This window comes from Reichenbachiella agariperforans (assembly GCF_900142205.1).
In the GTDB taxonomy this organism is placed as follows: domain Bacteria; phylum Bacteroidota; class Bacteroidia; order Cytophagales; family Cyclobacteriaceae; genus Reichenbachiella; species Reichenbachiella agariperforans.
In genome coordinates, this window is sequence record NZ_FRAA01000010.1 from 21,128 (window position 1) to 43,491 (window position 22,364).

Below are 22,364 nucleotides of genomic sequence, written 5' to 3' on the forward strand. Positions count from 1 at the left end.
TTCTTGGTTTCACAACTTGGTTCGGATTCAAATATAGAAAAGAAAGCCTCCTGACACTTAGAAACCTAAGTTCGATTAATAAATCTTGTTTTAGAGTTCTTCAATAAGCTTTCACAATACCTCTCCCCAAAAGGCCTTTTTACTCTCATATAGCTCAATTTTAAAAAATATATTTACTTTAATTGAAATGGGGCGAGGGTTATGTTTGTAAGAAATGTAAGCCTATAGTGTAGGCTTCCCCGAACTTAGACGATCTGAGTTACCCGCATTGAAAATACTAGGCTAATAAATCCCCAAAAAGATGCAAGAATCTTTATACGTGAAAAAATCCGACGGAAACAAAATGGGTACTAACACGAACGAAAACACGGATTTGTGCTACGACTTTTTTTGAAGACAAGACACATGGAGACGATTTGCTCCATGCCGTTTACATGACTTTCGAAAAAACATTAAAATCAACACCTAAATAACAGCGCCTGTACAGTCACAGTACTATACGGAGGGCTATCTAGCGATAACCAACGTAAACTCAACGAATAGGGAATGGAATGAGATGACATCAAGAGAATTTCGAGACTGACTGCCATACTAACACAGTTGCAGACCAAAAGAATCGTAACGGCAGCAAGCCTTTCCGAAAAATTTGGGGTCACGCGACGAACGATCTATCGGGACATAAAAGCACTGGAGAAAGCCGGCGTCCCGATTTTGACCGAAGAAGGCAAGGGGTATACCCTAATGGGGGGATTTAGAATCCCACCAATCATGTTCACCGAACAACAGGCCAACACCTTGATCCTAGCCGAACAATTGGTTTTGAAAAGTAAAGACGCCTCATTTGTACAGGACTACTCGGAGGCTATGGATAAAATCCATCCTCAGATATACGATCCAAGACAAAGCCAACTTATTGGCGGACCGAACCCAATATAACGAAGCACTGAATCAAGAAAGAAACAGCTCCAATTTGTCTGACCTACAATATGCACTCACCAACTACAACCTGATCAAAATACAATACATCAACAAGGAGGGCATAGCCACTGACCGTGAGCCATCGTTCTGCTCGGTCGCATATGCATGATCCCATATACCCTACATCAGAATACTCTATTCATATGATGGGGCAATAGGTAGAGTGCACTACCTTACCAAAATAGTAAGTAAGCAATATCCCCAAAATCCGTCATGAGATTATACATCAGGTACATGGTCAGTTTGCGCTGCAAAATGATGGTAAGAGAAGAGTTGAAAAAACTGGATATCCAATACGCCATAGTTGAATTGGGTATGATTGAGATATTGGAAGACATAACTCCAGTACAACGAAAGCAGCTGAAAGAAAACCTGCTAAAATCAGGGCTAGAACTACTAGATGACAAGAAGAGCATTTTGATAGAAAAGATCAAAAATGTAATTACCGAAATGATCCACTACTCTGATGAGCTGCCCCATGTAAACTATTCGGATTACATCAGCGAAAAATTAGACTATGACTACACCTATTTGGCCAACACCTTTTCGGAGGTCAAAGGAATCACGATCCAGCAGTTCATCATTCTGCACAAAATAGAGCGCATCAAAGAATTGCTCATCTATGACGAACTAAATCTCACTGAGATCGCCTACAAAATGCACTACAGCAGTGTCGCCCACCTATCCAATCAGTTCAAGAAAGTCACAGGGTTGACCCCCTCCTTTTACAAACAGCTCAAAGACAAACGAAAAGCAAATCTGGAGGATCTGTAGCCCTTACGCTCCACGCCATATTCAATTATTTGACGGACAGATTAAAAAGCAAAACATGGGATATATGTAACCCTAGCCCATCAGTATGTAACGTTATTTGTCCGCTACTACCGAGCTTTGTGTCCTTGGACAATCTATCCAGTAGGACTAGATTTCCATCCCACAGAATCAAGAAATCATGTCAAAGGAAAAAGAAGGTAAACTAAAATCGGGCAAAAAAGAAGCTGTCAAAAACCTCAAAGAAAAACGTGCAGCCAAAGCAGCCAAACGCATAGAGAAAAAACGCAATGACAACTAGGTCACCGGCAGTTGTGTCTAAAAAACACAGCGGATCGAAAGGTAGAATGGTATGACAACTAATGACATAGAGCCCTCTAAAGCTCATCAGCTAGTAGATGCTGTTGATTACCTATCCGATTCGGTAGTCATCAGATCCATCATCGAAAAGAAGACTGGCACAGTAAGCCTCTCTTCTTTTGATACAGGGCAGAAGCTAGCGACAAAAATATCTCCCTTTGACCGCCTGATACAGGTGATCGATGGGACTGCCGAGGTAGTCATAGACGGGCACGCGACGCTACTCGAAACTGGGCAACTCATGATCATCCCCGCACACTCCTCCAATAGCATAAAAGCCCATGTACGATTCAAAATACTATCCACCATCATCAAAAGTGGGTACGAAGACATAAGTGTATAACATCATCATGAAAGAACACAAATACAAAAAAGGAGACACCGTATATACGCAGACAGACCAGAGAGTCAAATTGATCGTGCGACGGTACATCAAAAGAATCTACTACTGCCAGTTTCCTGATGACCCGACTCGAAAAGAGTTGGCTCTATTCGAAAGAGAACTGATCGACAAACCACAGCCCTAAACCTCCGGCCTAACCATGTCCAGCCCCCCCAAAGCAAAAGGGCGATCATGGCGCAGCGTAGCACGCGCCATATATACAGCAAGTAAACCAAATGCAATCATGAACATCATTAGAAGCTGGCGAGAAATCAAAATCATGCTGAAATGGAAATTTTCCACCCTTAACGATGCGGACTTTGAATACGAAGAAGGCTACAAAGACAACATGCTTGACCGGCTAGCCCAAAAACTCAATACGTCAAGAACAGAGCTCGAAGGAATGATAACAGAGCTTCAAAATCATTGATGTGTCACGGCTAAACCATTGTGATGAGAATGGATAAAAGGAGTGGATCGAGGAGGATACCTATACGTTTATGTGCTTTCCCTTAGCGTTCTGTTTTGGCAAAGGTTAGGGGTAGAGAGGTTCTTGGTTATTCTATCCAAATAACAACTTTCATTAAAAATAGCGATTGTAACAGCTGTATATGAGACGTGGTTTTGTTAAAAACTATAATAAATTCTCCGACTGGAAATGTCGAAAAATCTGACTTTGACATCCTGACTCCCGTAGCTGCGGTTTATACACACTATACAGAAAGCGACGATTTCGAAATGGTTTTCAATAAGGTAGCAACCCTGATCAAAGAGAGTGAATGATCCGCACATGCGATGAAATCAACGAAATAGCCAAACAATAGAAGCCGTACCGCCCCAAGGTTCTCACCTTGAAGATGCCAGACTAAATGAACACGCTAGGGGTAGATTCATTAGCTAAAAACATACATCCAAAAATCCGCGCAGATGTAGTCCCAACCCTACTGAAGTTTTTCCTAAAGTCTGCTGAGGTTTTGCCGCAAGACACAGTAGGTTTTGTCTCAAACTCGTACAGGTTTTGCCTAAAATCTACACAGACTTTTATTAAATCTGCGCGGATTTCCCTTCAAGTCCGTGCAGACTTTACATCAGATCTGCGCAGGTTTTCCTTCAAGTCCGCGCAGACTTTACATCAGATCTGCGCGGGTTTTCAGACACACATAAAATGGCATTGAAAAAGGGAATACTCAATTGAGACATAGCAAGAGTATATGTGAATTAACAGGACTTAAAATCAACCCACATGAAGCTTATATAATTTCAGAGAAATTAAGCTTAGATAGATACCTAACTGTAGATGAATCAGATAAATGGGTGTTTTCTATTAATTATGAAGGAATAATTTTTCATCGATACGGAGGATACAAACAACAATTAAAGGATATTAAAAGAAAGAGGTTAAAAGATGATCTTTATAACATATTAGTAGCTGTTGGAACAACCTTGGCAGGTTTTTATGCTCTATGGCAAGTTTGGTTAGAATTAGAATGATTGAAAAATAAAATACCTTTTGCCGATCAAATAGACTGCCTTGGGCTTATCGCCCACGGTGCGCCTCTCACACCTCCCAATACTTCCTTCGTCAGGACAGACCAAGCAGTTCTCGTACTGGCTCACTAAATCACACCTTCACTTTTTGGTAGTAGTCCATTTTTGGAAGATTTCGGTCAACAATCACATGATTTGTATAACACTGAAGCTCAGTTGATTATTTTTTTTATCAAAAACTGAATTTTATTTGATCGTAGCACTGAAAGAGCTGGAATTGCATTTAGACAAGTGCTTCATTTCCCAAAACCTTAATTAAACCGTTACATGCTACTTCACACACAAGTAGTTCATTTATTTTATTGTACTAAATACAGAAATATCAGAATTAAATTTTGATAAAGTGATTAAAAAAACATAAATATGGCAAAATCCGGGTATTGTGTTTTATCAATGCATGTGCTAACTTCTTTTCTTTTTAATCACTTAACCAGTTAACAATGAAAAAGTTATGCTACTTATTTCTTGTCATGGGAATCGTATATTCATCCCATGGACAAAACATGTCGCAACAGACAAATGACAAAAACATAATCAAAGTAAACGCTGCAAAGATTGATCAGACACCTCAAGTTTTGATGAAGCAGGAGTTAGGAATGAATGCTCACGAAGAGATGCGGTCTCTTAAAATTGAAAAAGATGATCTGGGTATGGAACACCAAAAGTTTCAACATTACTACAAAGGAATCAAAGTAGAAGGCTCCACTTATACGATTCATTCCAAGGATGGAAAAACAACCTTGATGACAGGCAATTATCGAGAGATAGAAGACATATCTGTTTCTCCATCTTTGTCAACGTCCACAGCACTGGAAGCTGCAAAAAGTGCAACGCAAGCTAAGAGTTTTGCCTGGGAAAACACCTCGAGTAATATGAGAATTGCTTCAGGCGAGAATTTCGAAAAACCTGAGGGAGAGTTGGTCATTATCCAGAATACTGCGAACGGTTACAAATCTAGATTGACATACAAGTACCACATCATCGCGGCTGATCCATATGTAAATGCCTACATCTATGTCGATGCACTCACTGGCGAAGTAGTGAGGTACAATAGTGTGATCAAGCATGCGGATGCAACAGGTTCAGCAGCGACTCGATACAGTGGTACACAAACTATCATCACGGATAGTTTTAATGGTTCCTATAGGTTGCGAGATTACTCTAGAGGAAACGGAGTACTGACCTATGACGCCACGACTTCCACAACTTACAATGGCACTACTGGTGCACCGACCAATGCCTCGGAGTACACCGATAGTGACAACAATTGGACTGCTGCTGAATTCAACAATACAGACAAGGATAACGCCGCTCTGGATGCGCATTTTGCCGCAGAAGCAACCTATGATTTTTTCTTTACCAATTTTGGACGGGATAGTTACAATGACAATGGAGCAGCAATAACCAGTTATGTAAACACGGACATAGAAGATGTATTTAATTACCCCTCTGGATACAATGACAATGCTTTTTGGACTGGATATGTCATGGTGTACGGCAAGGGCAATAGCCTAGACCCACTGACTACCGTGGATATTACAGCGCATGAGATTGGACATGCTTATTGTGAAGGTACCGCCGATTTGATCTATGAAAAGGAATCTGGCGCCATGAACGAGGGGCTTAGTGATATATGGGGAGCCAGTGTAGAATATTATACCAACCAAAACTATGGAACGACCAAAGACTTGTGGAATCTAGGGACGGAAATTGGTCAAACATTTAGATCCATGTCCAATCCCAAAGCCTATGGAGATCCTGATACTTACGGAGGGACTTATTGGGTGAGTCAAAACTGTACTCCTAGCAATAATAATGATTATTGTGGGGTGCATACCAATAGTGGAGTAACCAATCACTGGTACTATGTCCTAGCAGTAGGAGAAACCGACACCAACGACCTAGGCGACTCCTATAGCGTAGCAGGTATTGGCATAGATGCTGCCGCTGCTATCACATGGCGTACGGAATCTACCTATCTGACTTCTTCTTCTAATTATGCTGATTTTAGAGCGTACTCTATACAATCCGCCAAAGATCTATATGGCAGTGGGTCACCCCAAGAGATAGCTGTGACCAACTCTTGGTATGCAGTGGGAGTTGGTGCCGAATATGTCACAACTTGTACTTTGGGAGCCCCAGGAAGTCTTGCTTCGTCTAACGTGGCAGACGACTCGTTTACCTTAAGTTGGGATGCGGTATCAGGTGCTACATCTTATACTGTAACAGTGGGCTCAACTTCTACTACTGTCAGCGGTACGAGCTACGATGCGACGAGCCTTCAATCTGGTACTTCGTATAGTTGTTCTGTTGCAGCCAATTGTACTACTGGAGGTTCTGGTTCATCATCTATTCTCAGTGTAAGCACTACAGGTACTACCCCATTGATTTACTGTGCTTCTAATGGCAACAACACTTCAGATGAGTACATTGGTACTGTACAGCTCAATACAATCAATAATTCTACAAGTGCTTCCAGTGGCGGATATGGAGATTTCACTTCGATATCTACCAGTCTAGTGAAAGGTAATACCTATACCATCACGGTCACACCAGTATGGACAGGTACTATCTATAACGAAGGTTATGCAATGTGGATTGACTACAACCAAGACGGGGATTTTACTGATTCTGATGAATTGGTTTGGTCTATGGCCGCTAATCAAACCGCTTCTGTGTCAGGATCTTTTACTGTCCCTACTACTGCCACTACTAGCAGCACACGAATGAGGGTAGCTATGAAGTACAACGGAATCCCTACCTCGTGTGAAAGCTTTTCTTATGGAGAGGTAGAGGACTACACGGTGACATTGATCGATGGGTCTGGAGACACACAGACGCCAAGTACACCGACAGCTTTGACAGCTTCTAATATAACCAGTTCTTCTTTTGATGTTTCATGGACAGCTTCTACTGACAATGTAGGTGTTGCTGGCTATTCAGTGTATTTGGATGGTGCATTAGAGGGCACTACTACTTCCACGAGCTATTCTTTTGCTGGTCTTGTGGCATCAACGAATTATGCAGTTTCGGTAGAGGCCTATGATGCCATGGGAAATACGTCTTCTCCAGCTACAACCTCAGTAACTACCAGTTCTGGAGGCGGTTCTGGATCCGATATCCTCATCGAAAGCTATTTTGAAACAGGATGGGATGGTTGGACCGATGGAGGGAGCGATGTAGCCAGATATTCTGGTTCGCGATCATTTGAAGGGAGTTATTCCATTTATATCAGAGATAACTCCGGTACAGGATCGTCCATGAGCTATACAGGAGTCGATGTTAGTTCCTATGACGCCATAGACATATCGTTTTATTTCTATCCATTTGGTATGGAAACGGGGGAAGATTTCTGGTTACAATTTTATGATGGATCATCATGGCAGACCATTGCGACATATGTGAGTGGTACTAGTTTTGATAATAATAGTTTCTATGTGGCCAATGTTTCAATTGATCCCTCTACCTATACCTTTAGTAGCAATTCTGGTTTTAGGTTCGTCTGTGATGCCAGTGCAAACAATGATTTGATCTACATTGATCAGGTCACGATAGTGGGTATCAGTGGCTCAGCCTTTACGGTAAATATGGTCAACGAACTTGGAGATTTGCCTGCAAACTCGGTTGCCGTTATTGAAACTGGCGGTTTTGAAAACATTCTAGTCTATCCTAACCCCACTACCAATTGGGTAAAAATAGAAGGGATTCCTACCGATGCTAATATTCAACTATTGGATGTAACTGGAAGAGTACTGTATACATCAGTGGGCAAATCAGAATTTGATTTATCTACCTCACCAAGTGGTATTTATCTACTGCAAGTGAGAATCGAAGATGAACTGAAAGTCTATAGGATTAGCAAGAATGACTAGTCTTAAATAAGCGATATAGTTTTAGGATAAATATTTAGATCGCATCGGGTTTTGACTCGATGCGATTTTTGTTTTTGTAGGTTCTTATTTTGACCTTGTCTTACTGGTGTATATTGGCAGGCGTATTCATCCAACAGCTCCAGTGAGGTCGGTCATTATTGTAAATATGGAAGCATCCTAGAAAAAGTTGACAGGTTTTAGATAAATACGGATATGAGTATACAAAGATAATCTTAATCCTTTGATGAGTAAACAGGTTAGAATGTAGTCCTGCTTTGGATTGTCTTTTTTTCTATTTAATCCTTCATTCTTGGTTTTAGTTGTCCTAGTACCCGATTTCCTAGTCGCATGTCAAAATGAGACAAAAACCTTCTAAGTCATTTGCAATGTCGAATAAGAATAGAAAGAAGCTAGCCAAGCCGTTTATCACATCATCGCTACACTTTCGAAGAAACTAAAGTATTTTGCTGTGGCTAACTTGATACAAAACGACACACATGCACCCATCCAGCAAGAAATACCTTCCAATCATCCTGACACTATCGGGCATCAAGCTACTGATCCAATGCCTCGGCAACCAACGGTATGGCTTTCATCGCGACGAATTGCTTCACCTCTCCGTCAGTGAGCATCTCGATTGGGGATTTATGGAGTTTCCTCCACTGATCGCTCTGCTGGGGAAGCTGTCCTATTTGCTGTTTGATTACGCGCTTTGGGGAGTCCGGCTCTTCCCTACGCTGGCCGGTGTGGGCATCCTCATCCTCTGCTGTCTCATGGCGCTAGAGTTGGGCGGAAAGCTCAAGGCCGTTGTACTGGCAGGGGTTTCTATCCTCTCCTTCCTCCCCTTTTACCGAAACCATACCCTGTTCCAACCCGTGGCTTTTGACCAACTGTTTTGGACCTTGGGGTTTTACTTTGTGATCAAGTTCATCAACTCCCCCCACAAAAAGCACCTGCTGGCAGTAGGCATCACACTAGGACTAGGATTGATGACCAAATACACCCTCTTGGTTTGGGCTTTTAGTACCTGCATCGGTTTGCTCTTCTACGAGAGAGGACGCCTTTTCAGATACAAATGGCTTTACCTCTCTGCGTGCCTGTCGCTAGTCATCTTCTTGCCCAACGTCATCTGGCAAGTGCTCCATGACTACCCTATCCTAAAGCACCTCCAAGCGCTGAACCAATATCAACTGGACGACACTGACCCGATCGCCTTTGGCATGGATCAGTTGGAGTACCCCTTCACACTAGTCGTTAGCCTCATCGGAGTAGTCACCATGGTCGCGGATCAAAACTTAAAAAAATACCGCGCCATAGGAGTAGCCGTTTTGGTGATTTTCACCACCATGTGGTTGCTTCACGCCAAAGCCTATTATGTCTTTGCTATTTACCCCGCTCTATTCGCGGCGGGAGCGGTAAAGCTCGAAGCACTCCTCACCAAAAAGCCAGCCCTCATGTATATCGTCTCGGCCATTGTGCTCTTGCCATCCCTCTATTTCATCCCCCAAGCAACACCCATTCTACCGATCGATACTTACGTAAAATATGCTGGACTAAAAGAAGAAAAAGGGCGTATCGAGCTGACAGGGGACTATGCAGATATGTTTGGCTGGGAAGAGCAGGTCCAACTCGTAGATAGTGTCTACCGATCCCTCACGCCCATAGAACGACAGCACTGTGTGCTCTGGGCAGAAAACTATGGCGAAGCAGGAGCCCTCAAAATACTAGGAAAGAAATACCAGCTCCCAGATCCCATCAGCAGGCATGGAAGTTTTTGGACTTGGGGCTATGGCGACACAAAGGCTACCGTATGGATAAGTTTGGGCAATGAGAAACCAGCTATAATGTCTGTTTTTGAAGAGGTAAAACTGATAAAAACAATCATACACCCGTATGCCATCGCAGAAGAGAACAATATCCCACTATACCTCTGCCGAAAACCCAAAGTTGACATTGATAAATGGTGGAGAGACTATGAAGCGCATATCTTTGACTGATCCAAAACCCTCACTTCTAAGGATTCGTCAAACCTCAACAGCACGGCTGTTGCTAGGATTCACTCTAGTGCTCACGCGGCAAGCCACTACAGAGAGACCAAGGTCGTCCTCATGCATACCCATACAAATGACTAGAGACGACTCGAAAGTCTCACGCAGATGGATTAGTTTGGTCAACCCAAATAGAGCTGTAGACTTTGAATATTAGTAGACTACTTGATATAGCGCACGATCAGAATCCTAAACTAGACGTATTGAGAACAACATAAGTCCTAAAAAGAAAACGATGAAAACCTTAAAAGAACAGACAGAAGCCAAAATTGCAGCAGGGCGACAAGCTAATCCTGACTTCATGAAAGGGGTTGACGATATCATCCGAAAAGCCAAAGCTTTTCAACAAGGCGATGATGCGATTCAAGTTGGGCAAAAAGCGCCAGCTTTCGAACTCCCCAACGCTGAGGGCAAGTTGGGATCCTTAGACACTCTACTAGCCAAAGGGCCACTTGTGCTGACCTTTTATAGAGGCAGTTGGTGTCCTTATTGCAACTTACAGCTTAGCGCCTTGCAGGCTCGACTAGATGAGATTCATGCACTGGGTGCGACATTGGTTGCCATCAGCCCACAAGTACCTGATGGATCAATGAGCAAAAATGAAATAACAGAAATGGATTTCACCGTATTGTCAGACCAAGATGCGAAAACTGCCTCTCAATACGGCATAGCCTGGGAAGTGCCCGCATTTTTGAAGGAACACATGCGCGTGGATCGCGACCTTGATTTGGAAACAATCAATAACGGCAACAGTAGTATATTACCGATTCCAGCCACGTTCATCATCGGGCAAGATGGGATAGTCCTATGGAATTATGTCAACGTTGACTATCGAACACGTTCAGAACCTGAAGAAATTATTGACGTCTTGAAAAACATGTCCTAAACAAAGCGCATACAACGATTTTGGTATACGCCCAAAGCAGAAGCTTTTCTACGAATACCCAGCGGTACCTATCCCTCATAACTGCCTTGCAACCCCAGTATCCTCTACAAGGACGAAATAGCCCAATGGCATGTCCAATCACGCTACGTCACAAGAGGGCTGGGTAAAACCTAAATCCCTCTCACACGCGCCTAATATTATTGGTCAATCCCTGCACAGTATTGACCGAATAAATTAATTTTGCCGCTTAATTTTTATACAATACCATGATTTTAAGCGAACAGGAAATAATCAGACGTCAAGCCAGAGAGCAATTGATGCAATCGGGCATTGATCCCTATCCATCTGACACCTTCGAAGTGAACGTGACCACCAAGGACGTTCACCAAAACTACGAGAAGCAAAAGACAGACTACAAGGATATTTCTATCGCAGGTCGACTGATGAGTCGACGCATCATGGGATCAGCATCTTTTGCGGAGCTGCAGGATGCCTCAGGTCGTATCCAGATCTATTTGCGACGAGATGATCTCTGCCCAGATGAGGACAAGAGCCTCTACAACACCGTCTTCAAAAAAATGATGGATATCGGTGACATCATCGGTATCAAAGGCTATGTATTCACCACTGAAGTGGGCGAGATATCGATACACGTCACTTCGCTCAAGCTACTGACCAAGTCGCTCAAGCCGCTACCGATCGTCAAGGAAGCCAAAGACGCCGACGGAAACGTCAAGACCTATGACGCCTTCACCGATCCAGAGATGCGCTACAGACAGCGCTATGTCGACATGATCGTCAACCCAGAAGTTCGCGAGACTTTCGTCAAAAGAACACAACTCGTCAATTCGATGAGAACCTTCCTCGCAGACCGAGGATACCTAGAGGTAGAAACCCCTATCCTACAGCCACTATACGGTGGAGCAGCGGCACGTCCGTTCAAGACACATCACAACACACTGGACATGACGCTCTATTTGCGTATCGCCAACGAGTTGTATTTGAAAAGATTGATCGTCGGAGGGTACGATGGCGTATTTGAGTTCTCCAAGGATTTCCGTAACGAAGGCATGTCCCGCTTCCACAACCCAGAGTTCACTCAAGTCGAGCTCTATGTGGCCTACAAGGATTACGAATGGATGATGGACTTGACAGAAGCCATGGTAGAAAAAGTCGCCATGGATCTACACGGCACGACCGAAGTACAAGTCGGTGACAACATCATCAACTTCCAGCGACCTTGGAAGCGCTACACGATGTTCGAAGCGATCGAACACTTCACAGGTATCGACATCTCCGAGATGGACGAAGCAGGACTGAGAGAGACCGCCCAAAAACTCAACGTACCCATCGACGAAACCATGGGCAAAGGCAAGCTCATCGACGAGATCTTCGGAGAGAAGTGCGAGGGTCAGTTGATCCAACCGACCTTCATCACCGACTACCCAGTAGAGATGTCACCACTCGCCAAAAAACACAAAAACAAGCCAGGGTTGGTAGAGCGCTTCGAAGCGATCGCCAACGGCAAGGAAATCTGTAATTCGTTCTCAGAGTTGAACGATCCTGTAGATCAACGTGCGAGATTCGAAGAGCAACTCGAACTCGGCAAGCGTGGCGATGACGAAGCGATGGTACTCGACGAGGACTTCCTCCGAGCACTCGAGTACGGCATGCCTCCTACGGCAGGACTGGGTATTGGGATCGATCGTCTCTCGATGATGATGACCAACTCCAACTCGATACAAGACGTCTTGTTCTTCCCCCAGATGAAGCCTGAGAAGAAAGTCGTAGCACTCACGGCAGCACAGTACGAAGAACTTGGTGTGGCCAAAGACCTCATCCAAATCCTACAGAAGATTGGCATGGTCACCAAGCAACAATTCGCAGAAGCCAAAGATGGAAAACTACACCAAGATGTCTGTGGCAACAAAAAGAAGATGAAACTCAAAGAGGTAAAGAACCCTAGCCTAGAAGACGTGCAGGGCTGGATCGCCAAAGCAGGCGAAGAGTGACATGTAGATTCTCGATCATTAGACTCTAGAAATTAGACGAATTGATCGAGGCAAAAAACAAGAGAAAGCGACGAGCCTAGCAGTTTGTCGCTTTTTTTATAGCCTTTGAGATACATCAGTTTTTCAGGCCATGTTCATTTTAGTAGGGAAATACCCTCCAAGACTATCTTCGAACATCCGATTTGTGAATCACCCCTCTAGATGACTAACTTACCCTTGTGAACAGCTACGAAGACAAAATCACCCGAGAGTTGGCCGAATGGCAAAGTACGATGCAGCGCACGCCGAGTTTCTCCAACGAGAGCATCAAGAATTTCCAATCCAAAATCCAAAACCTCATCCCAGAAAAAGTCCATCAAGTGATAACCAAAGCAGTCAAGGAACTGACACGCGCCGTACTCTTCGGAGCAGCATTCACGACAAGCAATAAAATCACTGGTCCCATCAATCTCATGGACGCAGAAGACCATGTCAAAGAACGGATCAACTTCTATACCTCGTCGGCCACTGCCGAAGGAGCTATCACGGGATTCGGAGGCTTTCTCAGTGGTTTGGCAGACTTTCCGCTCTGGCTGAGCATCAAGATGAAAATGCTCTTCGAGATTGCCCATAGCTACGGGTTTGACACCAACGACTACAAAGAGCGAATCTACATTCTGTACGTTTTTCAATTGGCATTTTCTAGTCAACAGCGCCGTATCGAACTCTACCACTTCATCTCCAACTGGGAACAAAACCAAAATAATTTGCCCGAAGACATCAATAATTTCGATTGGCGCACGTTCCAACAGGAGTACCGTGATCACCTTGATATCGCCAAGCTCCTGCAGCTAATCCCAGGAATCGGTGCGGTAGTTGGTGCCTACATCAACCACAAACTCACCAACCGCCTAGGTAAAACAGCCATGAACGCTTACCGCATGCGGCTCGTTCAAAACACACCCAAAATTGAAGATTAACCCCTCCAAAATGACTGATTTAGACAACTTGATCCAAACCCTCGCACTCGTACCACACCCAGAAGGGGGCTATTACAAAGAAACCTACCGCAGCACAGACAGTATCCAGCTTGCCTCCCCCTTTGACGGGGCACGTAACTACTCCACGTGCATCTATTATTTACTGACTTCTGAGACTTTCTCTGCCTTTCACCGAATCGAACAAGACGAAATCTGGCACTTCTACCAAGGAGCGACCATCGATCTCCATCTCATCCATCCGGATGGGCGCCACGAGCTGATAGAGATTGGGCACGACCTAGGCATGGGGCAAGTTCCACAATACGTCGTCCCAGCCGGTGTGTGGTTTGCAGCAGAAGTAGCAGCACTAGATGCACATGCCTTAGTAGGGTGTACGGTGTCTCCAGGCTTTGATTTCAAGGATTTCGAACTCGCCAATCGTGCCGATCTCAACGCTACATTCCCCGACCATTCAGAAGTTATTAGCCGCTTGACCCGCTGTTAGGCAATTTGCGTAGCTTGACATTTACGCATTCATACGGATTCAATTATATGTACATACAAGCTTTCTTTGCATAGTTATTTCTCCCTTCAGCAAGGAGAATAAACCACCCTTAGATGGTAGCAATGCTATCAACCTAATTGTTTTGTTTCCAGCCTAACTGAAAATAAAACAACATTATAGGTGAACATTTATCGAGAGAAAATTAATTCGGAACTAGCCGACTGGAAGCATCAAATTGCACATCCACCTGCACCCTCGTTTCGTACCATCAAGCGAATACAGCGCAAGCTCAATCGACTGATTCCACATCAAATACATACCATCATCACTCACGCCATCAAAGACATCATGCGTGCTGTTTTGTATGGAGCAGAATTCAGTACACCCAAACGCGAAGGAACCATAGCGATCCATCATGCCGAAGAGATGATTCGTGAGACAATCTGGTTTTACTCCAGTTCTGCCGCAGCACAGGGCGCCATCACTGGTCTTGGTGGGCTGGTCAGTAGCGTAGCGGACTTTCCACTATGGCTCAGTATCAAGATGAAAATGCTCTTTGAAATTGCTAAACTATACGGGTACGATACCAAAGATTTCCAAGAGCGTCTGTTTATACTCCATGTATTCCAACTCGCGTTTTCTTCCCGTCAAAGAAAACTACGAACCTATGACATCATCGCTAACTGGGATGAAATGAAAGCTAAACTCCCTCAGAACATACATGAATTTAACTGGCACGGTTTCCAACTAGAGTACCGCAACAATCTCGACCTCATCAAATTGTTTCAAATGATCCCTGGCATAGGAGCTGTAGTGGGTGGATGCACTAACCACAAACTTACGTACCGTCTAGGCAAGACCGCTATGAATGCCTACAGACTCAGGAAATTGAATTCCAATCAACTTTCACCAATCAACTAATCGAGTTATATTAGTCCCATGTCATTCCATCCTAAATTCATGCAGATGGCCATAAATTTGGCTATCGATTCGGTACAGTCGCGAGAAGGAGGTCCTTTCGCTGCAGTGGTCATTAAAAATGGTCAGGTCATCGGTCAAGGACACAACACTGTCACCGCTACCCACGACCCTACTGCTCATGCAGAGATCAATGCTATTCGTAATGCATGTCAGCAGCTATCGAGTTTTCAGCTAGAGAACTGTGATATTTATACGACGTGTGAACCCTGCCCCATGTGTCTCGGAGCAATCTACTGGGCTAGACCCGAGGCTGTGTACTATGCTAGCGCAAAAACAGATGCTGCTACTGCTGGTTTTGATGATCAGTTCATATACGACGAGATCGCTCTACCTATCCACTCGCGCCAAATCTTGACACAACAAGAAATGAGAGATGAAGCTCAAACTATATTTGACCTTTGGGTAACGAAGAAGGATAAAACGAAATACTAAAGTTAAGACTGGAGAAATGCGACAAGTTTATGCATGGCACGTCCTCTGTGAGAGATCTCATTTTTGGCAGCAGCGCTCATCTCAGCAAAGGTAGTCGTATGACCTTCAGGAACAAATACAGGATCATAACCAAAGCCTTCATGACCTTTTAGTTCAGTAGTGATATGACCATCTACTACGCCATCAAACTGATGTTCGACCCCATCCACAAGCAAGGTAATCACGGTTCTGAAACGAGCCCTCCTATTGGCATGTCCTTGGAGTTTTTCGAGCAATAATCTTATGTTAGCTTGATTATCCTTTTGCTCTCCCGCATAACGTGCTGAGTAAACGCCTGGCGCTCCGTCGAGTGCTTCGACCTCTAGTCCTGTATCATCAGCAAAACAGTTGATTTTAAATTTTTTAGCTACAAAAGCTGCTTTGATATGGGAGTTTTCATCAAGAGTGATGCCATCCTCTGGAATCTCCTCATCACACCCTATATCATGAAGACCGACTACATCGAATCGGTCTCCTAATATCTGTCTTACTTCTTTAAGTTTATTCGGATTATGGGTCGCAAAGCAGATCTTCATTCACTTATGGTCTGATATTCTGCAAATAAATTTCAAATACGATAACCGTATTCCCAGGAATCACATCACTACCTGTACCATTCGCACCAGCAGTCCCATATACACCATAGCCCAACGCTGATGGGAATATCATCAAACCACTAGCTCCATGGTTAAGATAAGGAGTCAGGGCATGCAATCCAGTCCTATAACCCGACACAAAATTTGAGGGTATCCCTGTCCCCGTCTCGGTATGATTATAGGTCGTAGGAGTAAAACTACGAGAGGAATAATAGAGTGTGATATCTAATGGCTCAGATGAAAAAGCCAATTCTGTGAGCTTCTCTCCTGTCGTCATTCCCGTGACATCAATCGTATCTACGGACACTCTAGTGCCATTGTCATCCACTGTTTCTCCGACATAAAGCGTCTCTTGAGAAAAATCATTATCCGCCAAAGGGTAATCTTCCCAAACCTCAACCCAAGCCAAACTATCGGTCATCAGCGCCAACGTATCGATAGATGTATCGAAAATAGTTCCGTCAGTAAACTTCCCCACATAATGAATCGAAACGATATCATTGATAACTGGGTAATCTCCCGTTCCATCTTCAAGAATCACATAGCGGACTCCTCTTCCTTCTATCCCACTAACAGAGTAAATCAAGGTATCACCATAGTCATTGGCATCCCAATAATCCACAATGACACTAGAGTCTATTTGAGCCTGAGCTAGAGAATCTTCATATACTTTTTGTTGCGACTCTAACTCATCCTGAACAGGGTCATTACACGCTACCACCATCGAGATCAACGCCAATACTCCCAAAAAGAAACCTTCTTTAATTATCTTCATCTACTAACGTACGTCAATCACTTCAATATCAAACATCAGGTCATCGTAAGCATTGATTTCACCTGTACTATTGAGACCATAACCCATTTCGTAGGGAACGAATAAGGTTCCTTTTTGACCTTTTTTGTAGAAAGTCAGACCCTTTTCCCAGCCTTCTATCACAGACTCTTGCCCGATCACAAAGGTAAACGGAGTACCACGATCGATCGACGAATCAAACTTCGTGCTATCCATTAGATACCCTGTATAATGCACAGTCACAGATTGCCCATCTGCAGGAAAGTCTCCTTCTCCCTCTCCTTCGATAGTATAGTACAAGCCTTCAGATGTGCTTTGCGCACTTGTTACATCATTGTCCGCTACGAATTGTTCTATAGAGTACTTAAATTCCCCAGCAGCAAGTTCAATGATCAGGTCTTCGTTTTGGCGAACCACCCCATCAACGCCGTACTGTCCCCACCCTAGTTCGCTTGGCGTGAGCATAGTCACTTTGTCTCCTAAGTTCATCTCTCTCAGTGCTTCTAAAATACCAGGGACAGCAATCGCATAATCATTCAGGGAGGTAACCCATTGGAGAGAGTCCTTAAATCCATCATAGAGCAAATCGCCATTCATCGAATGAATCTTGACGTAAAAATAAATAACATCATCGCCACTAATCTCCTCTCCTTCACCAGTGATATCCGTTCGAGTATAGAGACCTGTATTGCTCAATGTAAACTCTGACACATCGTTTTCAGCCAAATACTCCTCCATCGTCCCTCTTGGTTCTGGTGTGCTCTCGTCATCCTTACACGCAGTAAAGATGACGGTAGCTACCAACATCGCAGTAGCGATAATTCTTATTTTCATAATTCTTATTTTATACCTATTAACTCAACTTCAAATTTCAGGATAGAGTTAGGTTTGATGATTCCGCCAGCTCCTCTAGGCCCATATGCTAATGCACTAGGAACGAAAAGAGTTGCCTTAGAACCTACATTTAATAGCGCGATACCTTCGTCCCATCCTGGAATCACTCTTCCTTGACCCAATGGAAATTCGAAAGGTTGATCTCTGTCGTAAGACGAATCAAATTTAGTGCTATCCATCAACGTACCATTGTAATGAACGATAACCACATCACCAGCAACAGGCTTTGGTCCTTCAGCAGACTCAGTGATTACATATCTCAATCCTGACTCAGTGACGACTACATCTTCTATGCCGTTTTCTGACAAGAAAGTATCGATTTCAGCACCTTGCTCTTCTGTTCTTGACTTTTCTTCTTCAGCCATTTTAGCCTGCTCTTTTTCTACTCTAGCAACTCTGTACTCTTGAAACTCGTCAAAAGTCATCTGATCTTCTACTCCTACATAAAACTGAATGTTCGACTCAGCACCGATAGAATCTGGCACTGGCTGTCCAAATGTTTTGAGGTATAGCTCTGTTGCATCGATTTGGAAGCTGATACTATCGCCTACCTTGACAGTGCTCAACACTTCGTAAAATACTCTAGACGTATCCCACTGCGCTGCGTAGTATGGCAAAGTAATCGGTCCTCCACGCTCAGCAGAGTTGAATAAATCCGCACCAGTCTCGGTGATATACCTCATATTAATCAACAGTACACTACTATCCTTTAGGGCTTCATCGCCTCTAGATTCATAAGACACGACAACTCCAGATTTGGTTGTAGCAGTATCTTCACAAGAAGAAAATAATGTCGCTAGTGCGATCATTGATAGTGACAATAGGGTGTTAAGCTTCATAGTTTAATTCTTTTATTTGGTTCTGAACTAAGTCTTTAAATTTATTGATCGTGGTTTGTAGATCATCAAAAGATGCGCCGCCTGCGGCATTCTTGTGTCCTCCACCATTAAAATATTTTCTTGAAATCTCATTCACTGGAATATCTCCAAACGAACGAAAGGAAATTTTCACATTTTTCTCTTCCTCGATAAAAATAGCAGACACATTAACCCCCTTGACAGCTAGCCCATAGTTGACTAGTCCCTCAGAGTCACCCGTCTGATAATTGAATCGCTTCTTATCTTCAAGTGTCAAATAAAAGAAAGCGACTGTACTCCCTTCTATCACTTCTAATCTCTCGGACAAGGCAAAACCGAGCATCTTCATTCTATCCAGTGAATTATCATCATATACACAGTGGCTCACTTTAGATACATCTGCACCCAATTCCATTAGAGCCGCCACGATATTATGTACGTGAGGTGTGGTTGCTGGAAGCTTAAAATTGCCCGTATCAGTCATCAGTCCCGCATACAGTGCTTCGGCCATCCCCTTGGTTATCTTCTCCACATCGTCTAGCATCTCTATCAAGTCGAAAACCAATTCAGCGGTAGCTGCTGCCTCTGTACTCCATAGAACATACTGCGCAAAAGTCTCAGGGTTTAGATGGTGATCGATCAGTACCTTTTCGGCCTCCGACTGACGTACTAACTCTCCCAACGCTCCAATTCGACTCAGACTAGAAAAATCAAGACAAAAGACCAAATCAGCATTCTCTACGAGATACTGTGCCTTTTCTTCGTTTCCCTCGAAAATCATGACATCTTCATTGCCATCCATCCAGTTCAAAAACTCTGGATAGTCCGTAGGAGTGATCACACACACCTGATGTCCCCGCTTCAATAGATAACCTGCCAATCCTAATGAAGAGCCTAAAGCATCCGCATCTGGCTTGACATGAGTGGTGATAACTATTCGCTTGGGTAGGTTTAATTTTTCCTTAAGAGCTGCTAGATTCTGCATTTATCATGATAAACAGTGTGCAAAATTGACATTTTTTATGGTAAAACCAAAAGCCTGCTCCTTTCTAGTTTTGGATCAGGGGATTTGGCTTTTTTATCCAACCCAATAGCCTTAACTTTGCGCCTTTTGAAAACACATATCACAAGAAACAATGACGAACAATAAAACCTTCACAATGATAAAACCGGATGCTTTTGCAGACGGACACACAGGAGCAATTCTCAAAATGATTGAAGAAGCAGGATTCACAATCAAAGCGATGAAAACAGTAAAACTGACAGCTGAGGACGCTGGACAATTCTATGCTGTACATAGTGAAAGACCATTCTACGGAGAGTTATGCGCATACATGTCCAAAGGACCAATCGTCGCTGCTATCCTCGAAAAAGAAAATGCAGTAGCTGACTTTAGAGCACTCATCGGCGCTACTAATCCCGATGATGCTGCAGAAGGTACAATCAGAAAATTGTTTGCTAAATCACTAGAAGCAAATGCAGTGCATGGCTCTGACTCTGACGAAAATGCTGCTATCGAAGGTTCATTCTACTTCTCTGAGATAGAGAAAATATAAGACACATCTTATCAAGATATCGGAAGAGGTTCTTTTTGACTAAACTCGAAAAGAACCTTTTTTCATTTCGTATTCTTCTGAAAAAACCGACTCCTCACCCATCTCGGTAAAAATATTGCACCTAGCAACAGATAAGGGTAATAAGACATCAATCTCCAAAAGATGCTAGACACGAAGGTGTAGTCTCCTAGGTACTCGTAAAAAAACTGATTGAAGAAATACTCTGCAGTACCAGAACTCCCTGGTGTAGGCGAAATCAACATGACAATCCACATGATCACCTGACGGGAAAATATCACCATGTGATCTGCCACAGACAGCGTGTGATAAGCCTCCACTAGGCTATTGAGCATAAGGTAGCGCGCACTCCATATAAAGGCTGTTGCGCCAGTGATTTTCAACCAATAAGAGACCGCTTTGCCTTTGAGTCCAGCTGATGCCATGATAATCTCGTTACCATATTGGTTGGCCTTTCCTCTCCATCGTTTGAAGTATCTGATGGCGGTCACCTTGAGTAGAAACCACTTGAATGCCCGCGGCCTGACAAACAGCGCATAGGACATCACCAGCGTATAAGCTGCTATCAGCCCATAGCTCATAAAAAACAACAACTGCAAGCTCGTGCCGATTTCCAAGTCCATCGCTTTGACATCTGGAAAAATCAAACCCTTCGTCAGCAGCATCACGATCGGTGCAGCAATCACGAAGAACAGATTGTCCAGAATCGCCGTGAGCATCACATACGCCAACGACTTACCCACATTGATCCCCTCAGCCATAAACACGAATACCACGACGGCCGTCCCCCCCACAACCGAGGGTGTAACCGCTGAAGCGAATTCCCACAAAATAATGATAACAATACTGCGTGACCAGTTGAGTTCTCCGTCCGATATGGTTTTGACCCGGTAGACATAGCCCACATCTCGTGCAAAAAGCACCAGAAAAGCGACAATCACAGACGACAATTTGGCATCAAAGATCAGATGAAGCGTAGCTGCTGTAATGTTCGGGTCACTGTAGAACATATAAAACACAACTGCCAAACCGAGGACGATAGGAATCCAGATCTTGTTCGGGTCTAGAACCTTGAATACTTTCTTATTGCTAATGTCCATTAATCTACTGCTACTTCCTCTCGTCCTTCTATCCAAAAATTATTAAAGCCTTCTCCCAAGTGAAGTTTGACCTGTTGCAGCTGTAGCAACTCTAATATCGCTAAGAAATTAAAAATCACGTATATCTTTTCGGGGTTCTCTTTGATCAAATCAGTAAATGCCATGCGACCAGATGCACGAACACTGTCCAAGATATAACTCTTTTGGTCCGCAATAGTGTAGGGGTACTGGACAACTTGATGAATCACCTTATTTTTCTCCATCTCGTAGCGCTGCATGACCTTCTGATAGACCTTGAGGATTTTGAACAAATCCAGGTTCTGGAGTTCGGCCTCTACGTTGGTCGATTCTGCCAGTGCTTTGATTTCTCTGGTGATATTGCCTCGACGCTCCCTATCCATGCGATCCGTCTCCAGTTGCACGAGTTCAGCGATCACAGATTTGTATCGCTTGTACTCTAGCAGGTGACGCACGAGTTCTTCTCTCGGATCGATCTCATTACCCTCTTCATCGATCACGGGTCTAGGCAGGAGCATTTTAGCCTTGATGCGCATCAGTGTCGCCGCTACTAGGATAAACTCACTAGCTACTTCGATATTGAGTTTTTCGAGCTGATGAACGTAATCCAAGAAATCATTAGCAATCTGCGAAATAGGAATATCATAAATATCCAACTCGTCTCTTTCGATAAAAAAGAGAAGAAGGTCAAAGGGACCTTCAAAGAGTGGTAATTTAACTTCGAATTTCAAACTGACTTTTCCTTAGATCTCAAAGGTA

General features: G+C 43.6%; 24 protein-coding genes. 17 read left to right on the forward strand and 7 right to left on the reverse strand.

Annotated features, from left to right (window positions below; genetic code table 11):
• Nucleotides 1–600 precede the first annotated feature (600 nt).
• The 16 genes from BUB99_RS20640 (at nt 601) to BUB99_RS18445 (ending at nt 15,734) form a co-directional block, all read left to right on the forward strand.
• On the forward strand, nt 601–936 hold the full coding sequence (locus tag BUB99_RS20640; protein ID WP_245816878.1) for a helix-turn-helix transcriptional regulator: 336 nt from the start codon (nt 601–603) through the stop codon (nt 934–936).
• Nucleotides 914–1,087, forward strand: coding sequence for a hypothetical protein (locus BUB99_RS20645; RefSeq protein WP_245816880.1), 174 nt, complete (start codon nt 914–916; stop codon nt 1,085–1,087). The genes BUB99_RS20640 and BUB99_RS20645 overlap by 23 nt, the downstream gene beginning before the upstream one ends.
• Nucleotides 1,088–1,191: 104 nt before the next feature.
• Nucleotides 1,192–1,752 carry a helix-turn-helix domain-containing protein gene (locus BUB99_RS18385; protein WP_073125048.1) on the forward strand — a complete coding sequence of 187 codons (561 nt, stop codon included), beginning with the start codon at nt 1,192–1,194 and terminating at the stop codon, nt 1,750–1,752.
• A 349-nt stretch (nt 1,753–2,101) separates the two neighbouring features.
• Nucleotides 2,102–2,452: a cupin domain-containing protein gene (locus tag BUB99_RS18390; RefSeq protein ID WP_073125049.1), complete on the forward strand. Its 351-nt coding sequence runs from the start codon at nt 2,102–2,104 to the stop codon at nt 2,450–2,452.
• Between the two features lie 7 nt (nt 2,453–2,459).
• Entirely contained in the window at nt 2,460–2,636 is a 177-nt protein-coding gene (locus BUB99_RS20495; RefSeq protein WP_170863848.1) for a hypothetical protein, read from the forward strand.
• Between the two features lie 99 nt (nt 2,637–2,735).
• Nucleotides 2,736–2,921, forward strand: coding sequence for a hypothetical protein (locus BUB99_RS18400; protein WP_073125052.1), 186 nt, complete (start codon nt 2,736–2,738; stop codon nt 2,919–2,921).
• Nucleotides 2,922–3,682: 761 nt separating this feature from the next.
• Nucleotides 3,683–3,982 (forward strand): hypothetical protein, encoded by a 300-nt coding sequence (locus tag BUB99_RS18405; RefSeq protein ID WP_073125054.1) that lies wholly within the window; start codon nt 3,683–3,685, stop codon nt 3,980–3,982.
• Nucleotides 3,983–4,111, forward strand: coding sequence for a hypothetical protein (locus tag BUB99_RS20705; protein WP_262501927.1), 129 nt, complete (start codon nt 3,983–3,985; stop codon nt 4,109–4,111).
• 431 nt (nt 4,112–4,542) lie between these two features.
• Nucleotides 4,543–7,911: a M4 family metallopeptidase gene (locus BUB99_RS18410; protein WP_221407533.1), complete on the forward strand. Its 3,369-nt coding sequence runs from the start codon at nt 4,543–4,545 to the stop codon at nt 7,909–7,911.
• A 497-nt stretch (nt 7,912–8,408) separates the two neighbouring features.
• Nucleotides 8,409–9,908 carry an ArnT family glycosyltransferase gene (locus tag BUB99_RS18415; RefSeq protein ID WP_073125058.1) on the forward strand — a complete coding sequence of 500 codons (1,500 nt, stop codon included), beginning with the start codon at nt 8,409–8,411 and terminating at the stop codon, nt 9,906–9,908.
• A 286-nt stretch (nt 9,909–10,194) separates the two neighbouring features.
• A complete protein-coding gene (locus tag BUB99_RS18420) occupies nt 10,195–10,845 on the forward strand; it encodes a peroxiredoxin-like family protein (RefSeq protein ID WP_073125060.1) in 651 nt (216 codons plus the stop codon).
• A 266-nt stretch (nt 10,846–11,111) separates the two neighbouring features.
• Nucleotides 11,112–12,857: a lysine--tRNA ligase gene (lysS, locus tag BUB99_RS18425; RefSeq protein ID WP_073125062.1), complete on the forward strand. Its 1,746-nt coding sequence runs from the start codon at nt 11,112–11,114 to the stop codon at nt 12,855–12,857.
• Between the two features lie 218 nt (nt 12,858–13,075).
• Nucleotides 13,076–13,816: an EcsC family protein gene (locus BUB99_RS18430; RefSeq protein WP_073125064.1), complete on the forward strand. Its 741-nt coding sequence runs from the start codon at nt 13,076–13,078 to the stop codon at nt 13,814–13,816.
• Between the two features lie 10 nt (nt 13,817–13,826).
• The gene (locus tag BUB99_RS18435) at nt 13,827–14,321 is read left to right on the forward strand and encodes a cupin domain-containing protein (RefSeq protein WP_073125066.1); all 495 of its coding nucleotides are present in this window, start codon (nt 13,827–13,829) and stop codon (nt 14,319–14,321) included.
• A gap of 180 nt (nt 14,322–14,501) precedes the next feature.
• A complete protein-coding gene (locus BUB99_RS18440; protein WP_073125068.1) occupies nt 14,502–15,242 on the forward strand; it encodes an EcsC family protein in 741 nt (246 codons plus the stop codon).
• Between the two features lie 18 nt (nt 15,243–15,260).
• On the forward strand, nt 15,261–15,734 hold the full coding sequence (locus BUB99_RS18445; protein ID WP_073125070.1) for a nucleoside deaminase: 474 nt from the start codon (nt 15,261–15,263) through the stop codon (nt 15,732–15,734).
• Nucleotides 15,735–15,736: 2 nt separating this feature from the next.
• Here BUB99_RS18445 and BUB99_RS18450 read toward each other — a convergent pair whose 3' ends face one another.
• Genes BUB99_RS18450 through BUB99_RS18470 form a run of 5 tightly spaced genes read right to left on the reverse strand, consistent with a single transcriptional unit; the run spans nt 15,737 to nt 19,898 of the window.
• Nucleotides 15,737–16,309 carry a non-canonical purine NTP diphosphatase gene (locus tag BUB99_RS18450; protein ID WP_073125072.1) on the reverse strand — a complete coding sequence of 191 codons (573 nt, stop codon included), beginning with the start codon at nt 16,307–16,309 and terminating at the stop codon, nt 15,737–15,739.
• Between the two features lie 4 nt (nt 16,310–16,313).
• The gene (locus BUB99_RS18455; RefSeq protein WP_073125074.1) at nt 16,314–17,144 is read right to left on the reverse strand and encodes an FKBP-type peptidyl-prolyl cis-trans isomerase; all 831 of its coding nucleotides are present in this window, start codon (nt 17,142–17,144) and stop codon (nt 16,314–16,316) included.
• Between the two features lie 3 nt (nt 17,145–17,147).
• Nucleotides 17,148–17,996 (reverse strand): FKBP-type peptidyl-prolyl cis-trans isomerase, encoded by an 849-nt coding sequence (locus BUB99_RS18460; protein WP_073125076.1) that lies wholly within the window; start codon nt 17,994–17,996, stop codon nt 17,148–17,150.
• A 5-nt stretch (nt 17,997–18,001) separates the two neighbouring features.
• Nucleotides 18,002–18,895 (reverse strand): FKBP-type peptidyl-prolyl cis-trans isomerase, encoded by an 894-nt coding sequence (locus BUB99_RS18465; RefSeq protein WP_084190665.1) that lies wholly within the window; start codon nt 18,893–18,895, stop codon nt 18,002–18,004.
• Nucleotides 18,885–19,898, reverse strand: coding sequence for a DHH family phosphoesterase (locus BUB99_RS18470; protein WP_073125080.1), 1,014 nt, complete (start codon nt 19,896–19,898; stop codon nt 18,885–18,887). The genes BUB99_RS18465 and BUB99_RS18470 overlap by 11 nt, the downstream gene beginning before the upstream one ends.
• 151 nt (nt 19,899–20,049) lie before the next feature.
• On the opposite strand from BUB99_RS18470, the gene BUB99_RS18475 reads away from it, so the two are divergent.
• Nucleotides 20,050–20,469: a nucleoside-diphosphate kinase gene (locus BUB99_RS18475; protein WP_073125082.1), complete on the forward strand. Its 420-nt coding sequence runs from the start codon at nt 20,050–20,052 to the stop codon at nt 20,467–20,469.
• 62 nt (nt 20,470–20,531) lie between these two features.
• Here the strand turns inward: BUB99_RS18475 and BUB99_RS18480 are convergent, their stop codons facing one another.
• Nucleotides 20,532–21,587 (reverse strand): lysylphosphatidylglycerol synthase transmembrane domain-containing protein, encoded by a 1,056-nt coding sequence (locus BUB99_RS18480; RefSeq protein ID WP_073125084.1) that lies wholly within the window; start codon nt 21,585–21,587, stop codon nt 20,532–20,534.
• The gene (locus BUB99_RS18485; protein ID WP_073125085.1) at nt 21,587–22,336 is read right to left on the reverse strand and encodes a segregation and condensation protein A; all 750 of its coding nucleotides are present in this window, start codon (nt 22,334–22,336) and stop codon (nt 21,587–21,589) included. The genes BUB99_RS18480 and BUB99_RS18485 overlap by 1 nt, the downstream gene beginning before the upstream one ends.
• Nucleotides 22,337–22,364: the final 28 nt, after the last annotated feature.

Coding starts and splice junctions, on each gene's coding strand:
- BUB99_RS18385 (WP_073125048.1), top strand. CDS start 1,192: ATGAGATTATACATCAGGTACATGGTCAGTTTGCGCTGCAAAATGATG.
- BUB99_RS18390 (WP_073125049.1), top strand. CDS start 2,102: ATGACAACTAATGACATAGAGCCCTCTAAAGCTCATCAGCTAGTAGAT.
- BUB99_RS20495 (WP_170863848.1), top strand. CDS start 2,460: ATGAAAGAACACAAATACAAAAAAGGAGACACCGTATATACGCAGACA.
- BUB99_RS18400 (WP_073125052.1), top strand. CDS start 2,736: ATGAACATCATTAGAAGCTGGCGAGAAATCAAAATCATGCTGAAATGG.
- BUB99_RS18410 (WP_221407533.1), top strand. CDS start 4,543: ATGTCGCAACAGACAAATGACAAAAACATAATCAAAGTAAACGCTGCA.
- BUB99_RS18415 (WP_073125058.1), top strand. CDS start 8,409: ATGCACCCATCCAGCAAGAAATACCTTCCAATCATCCTGACACTATCG.
- BUB99_RS18420 (WP_073125060.1), top strand. CDS start 10,195: ATGAAAACCTTAAAAGAACAGACAGAAGCCAAAATTGCAGCAGGGCGA.
- lysS (WP_073125062.1), top strand. CDS start 11,112: ATGATTTTAAGCGAACAGGAAATAATCAGACGTCAAGCCAGAGAGCAA.
- BUB99_RS18435 (WP_073125066.1), top strand. CDS start 13,827: ATGACTGATTTAGACAACTTGATCCAAACCCTCGCACTCGTACCACAC.
- BUB99_RS18445 (WP_073125070.1), top strand. CDS start 15,261: ATGTCATTCCATCCTAAATTCATGCAGATGGCCATAAATTTGGCTATC.
- BUB99_RS18450 (WP_073125072.1), bottom strand. CDS start 16,309: ATGAAGATCTGCTTTGCGACCCATAATCCGAATAAACTTAAAGAAGTA.
- BUB99_RS18455 (WP_073125074.1), bottom strand. CDS start 17,144: ATGAAGATAATTAAAGAAGGTTTCTTTTTGGGAGTATTGGCGTTGATC.
- BUB99_RS18460 (WP_073125076.1), bottom strand. CDS start 17,996: ATGAAAATAAGAATTATCGCTACTGCGATGTTGGTAGCTACCGTCATC.
- BUB99_RS18465 (WP_084190665.1), bottom strand. CDS start 18,895: ATGAAGCTTAACACCCTATTGTCACTATCAATGATCGCACTAGCGACA.
- BUB99_RS18470 (WP_073125080.1), bottom strand. CDS start 19,898: ATGCAGAATCTAGCAGCTCTTAAGGAAAAATTAAACCTACCCAAGCGA.
- BUB99_RS18475 (WP_073125082.1), top strand. CDS start 20,050: ATGACGAACAATAAAACCTTCACAATGATAAAACCGGATGCTTTTGCA.
- BUB99_RS18480 (WP_073125084.1), bottom strand. CDS start 21,587: ATGGACATTAGCAATAAGAAAGTATTCAAGGTTCTAGACCCGAACAAG.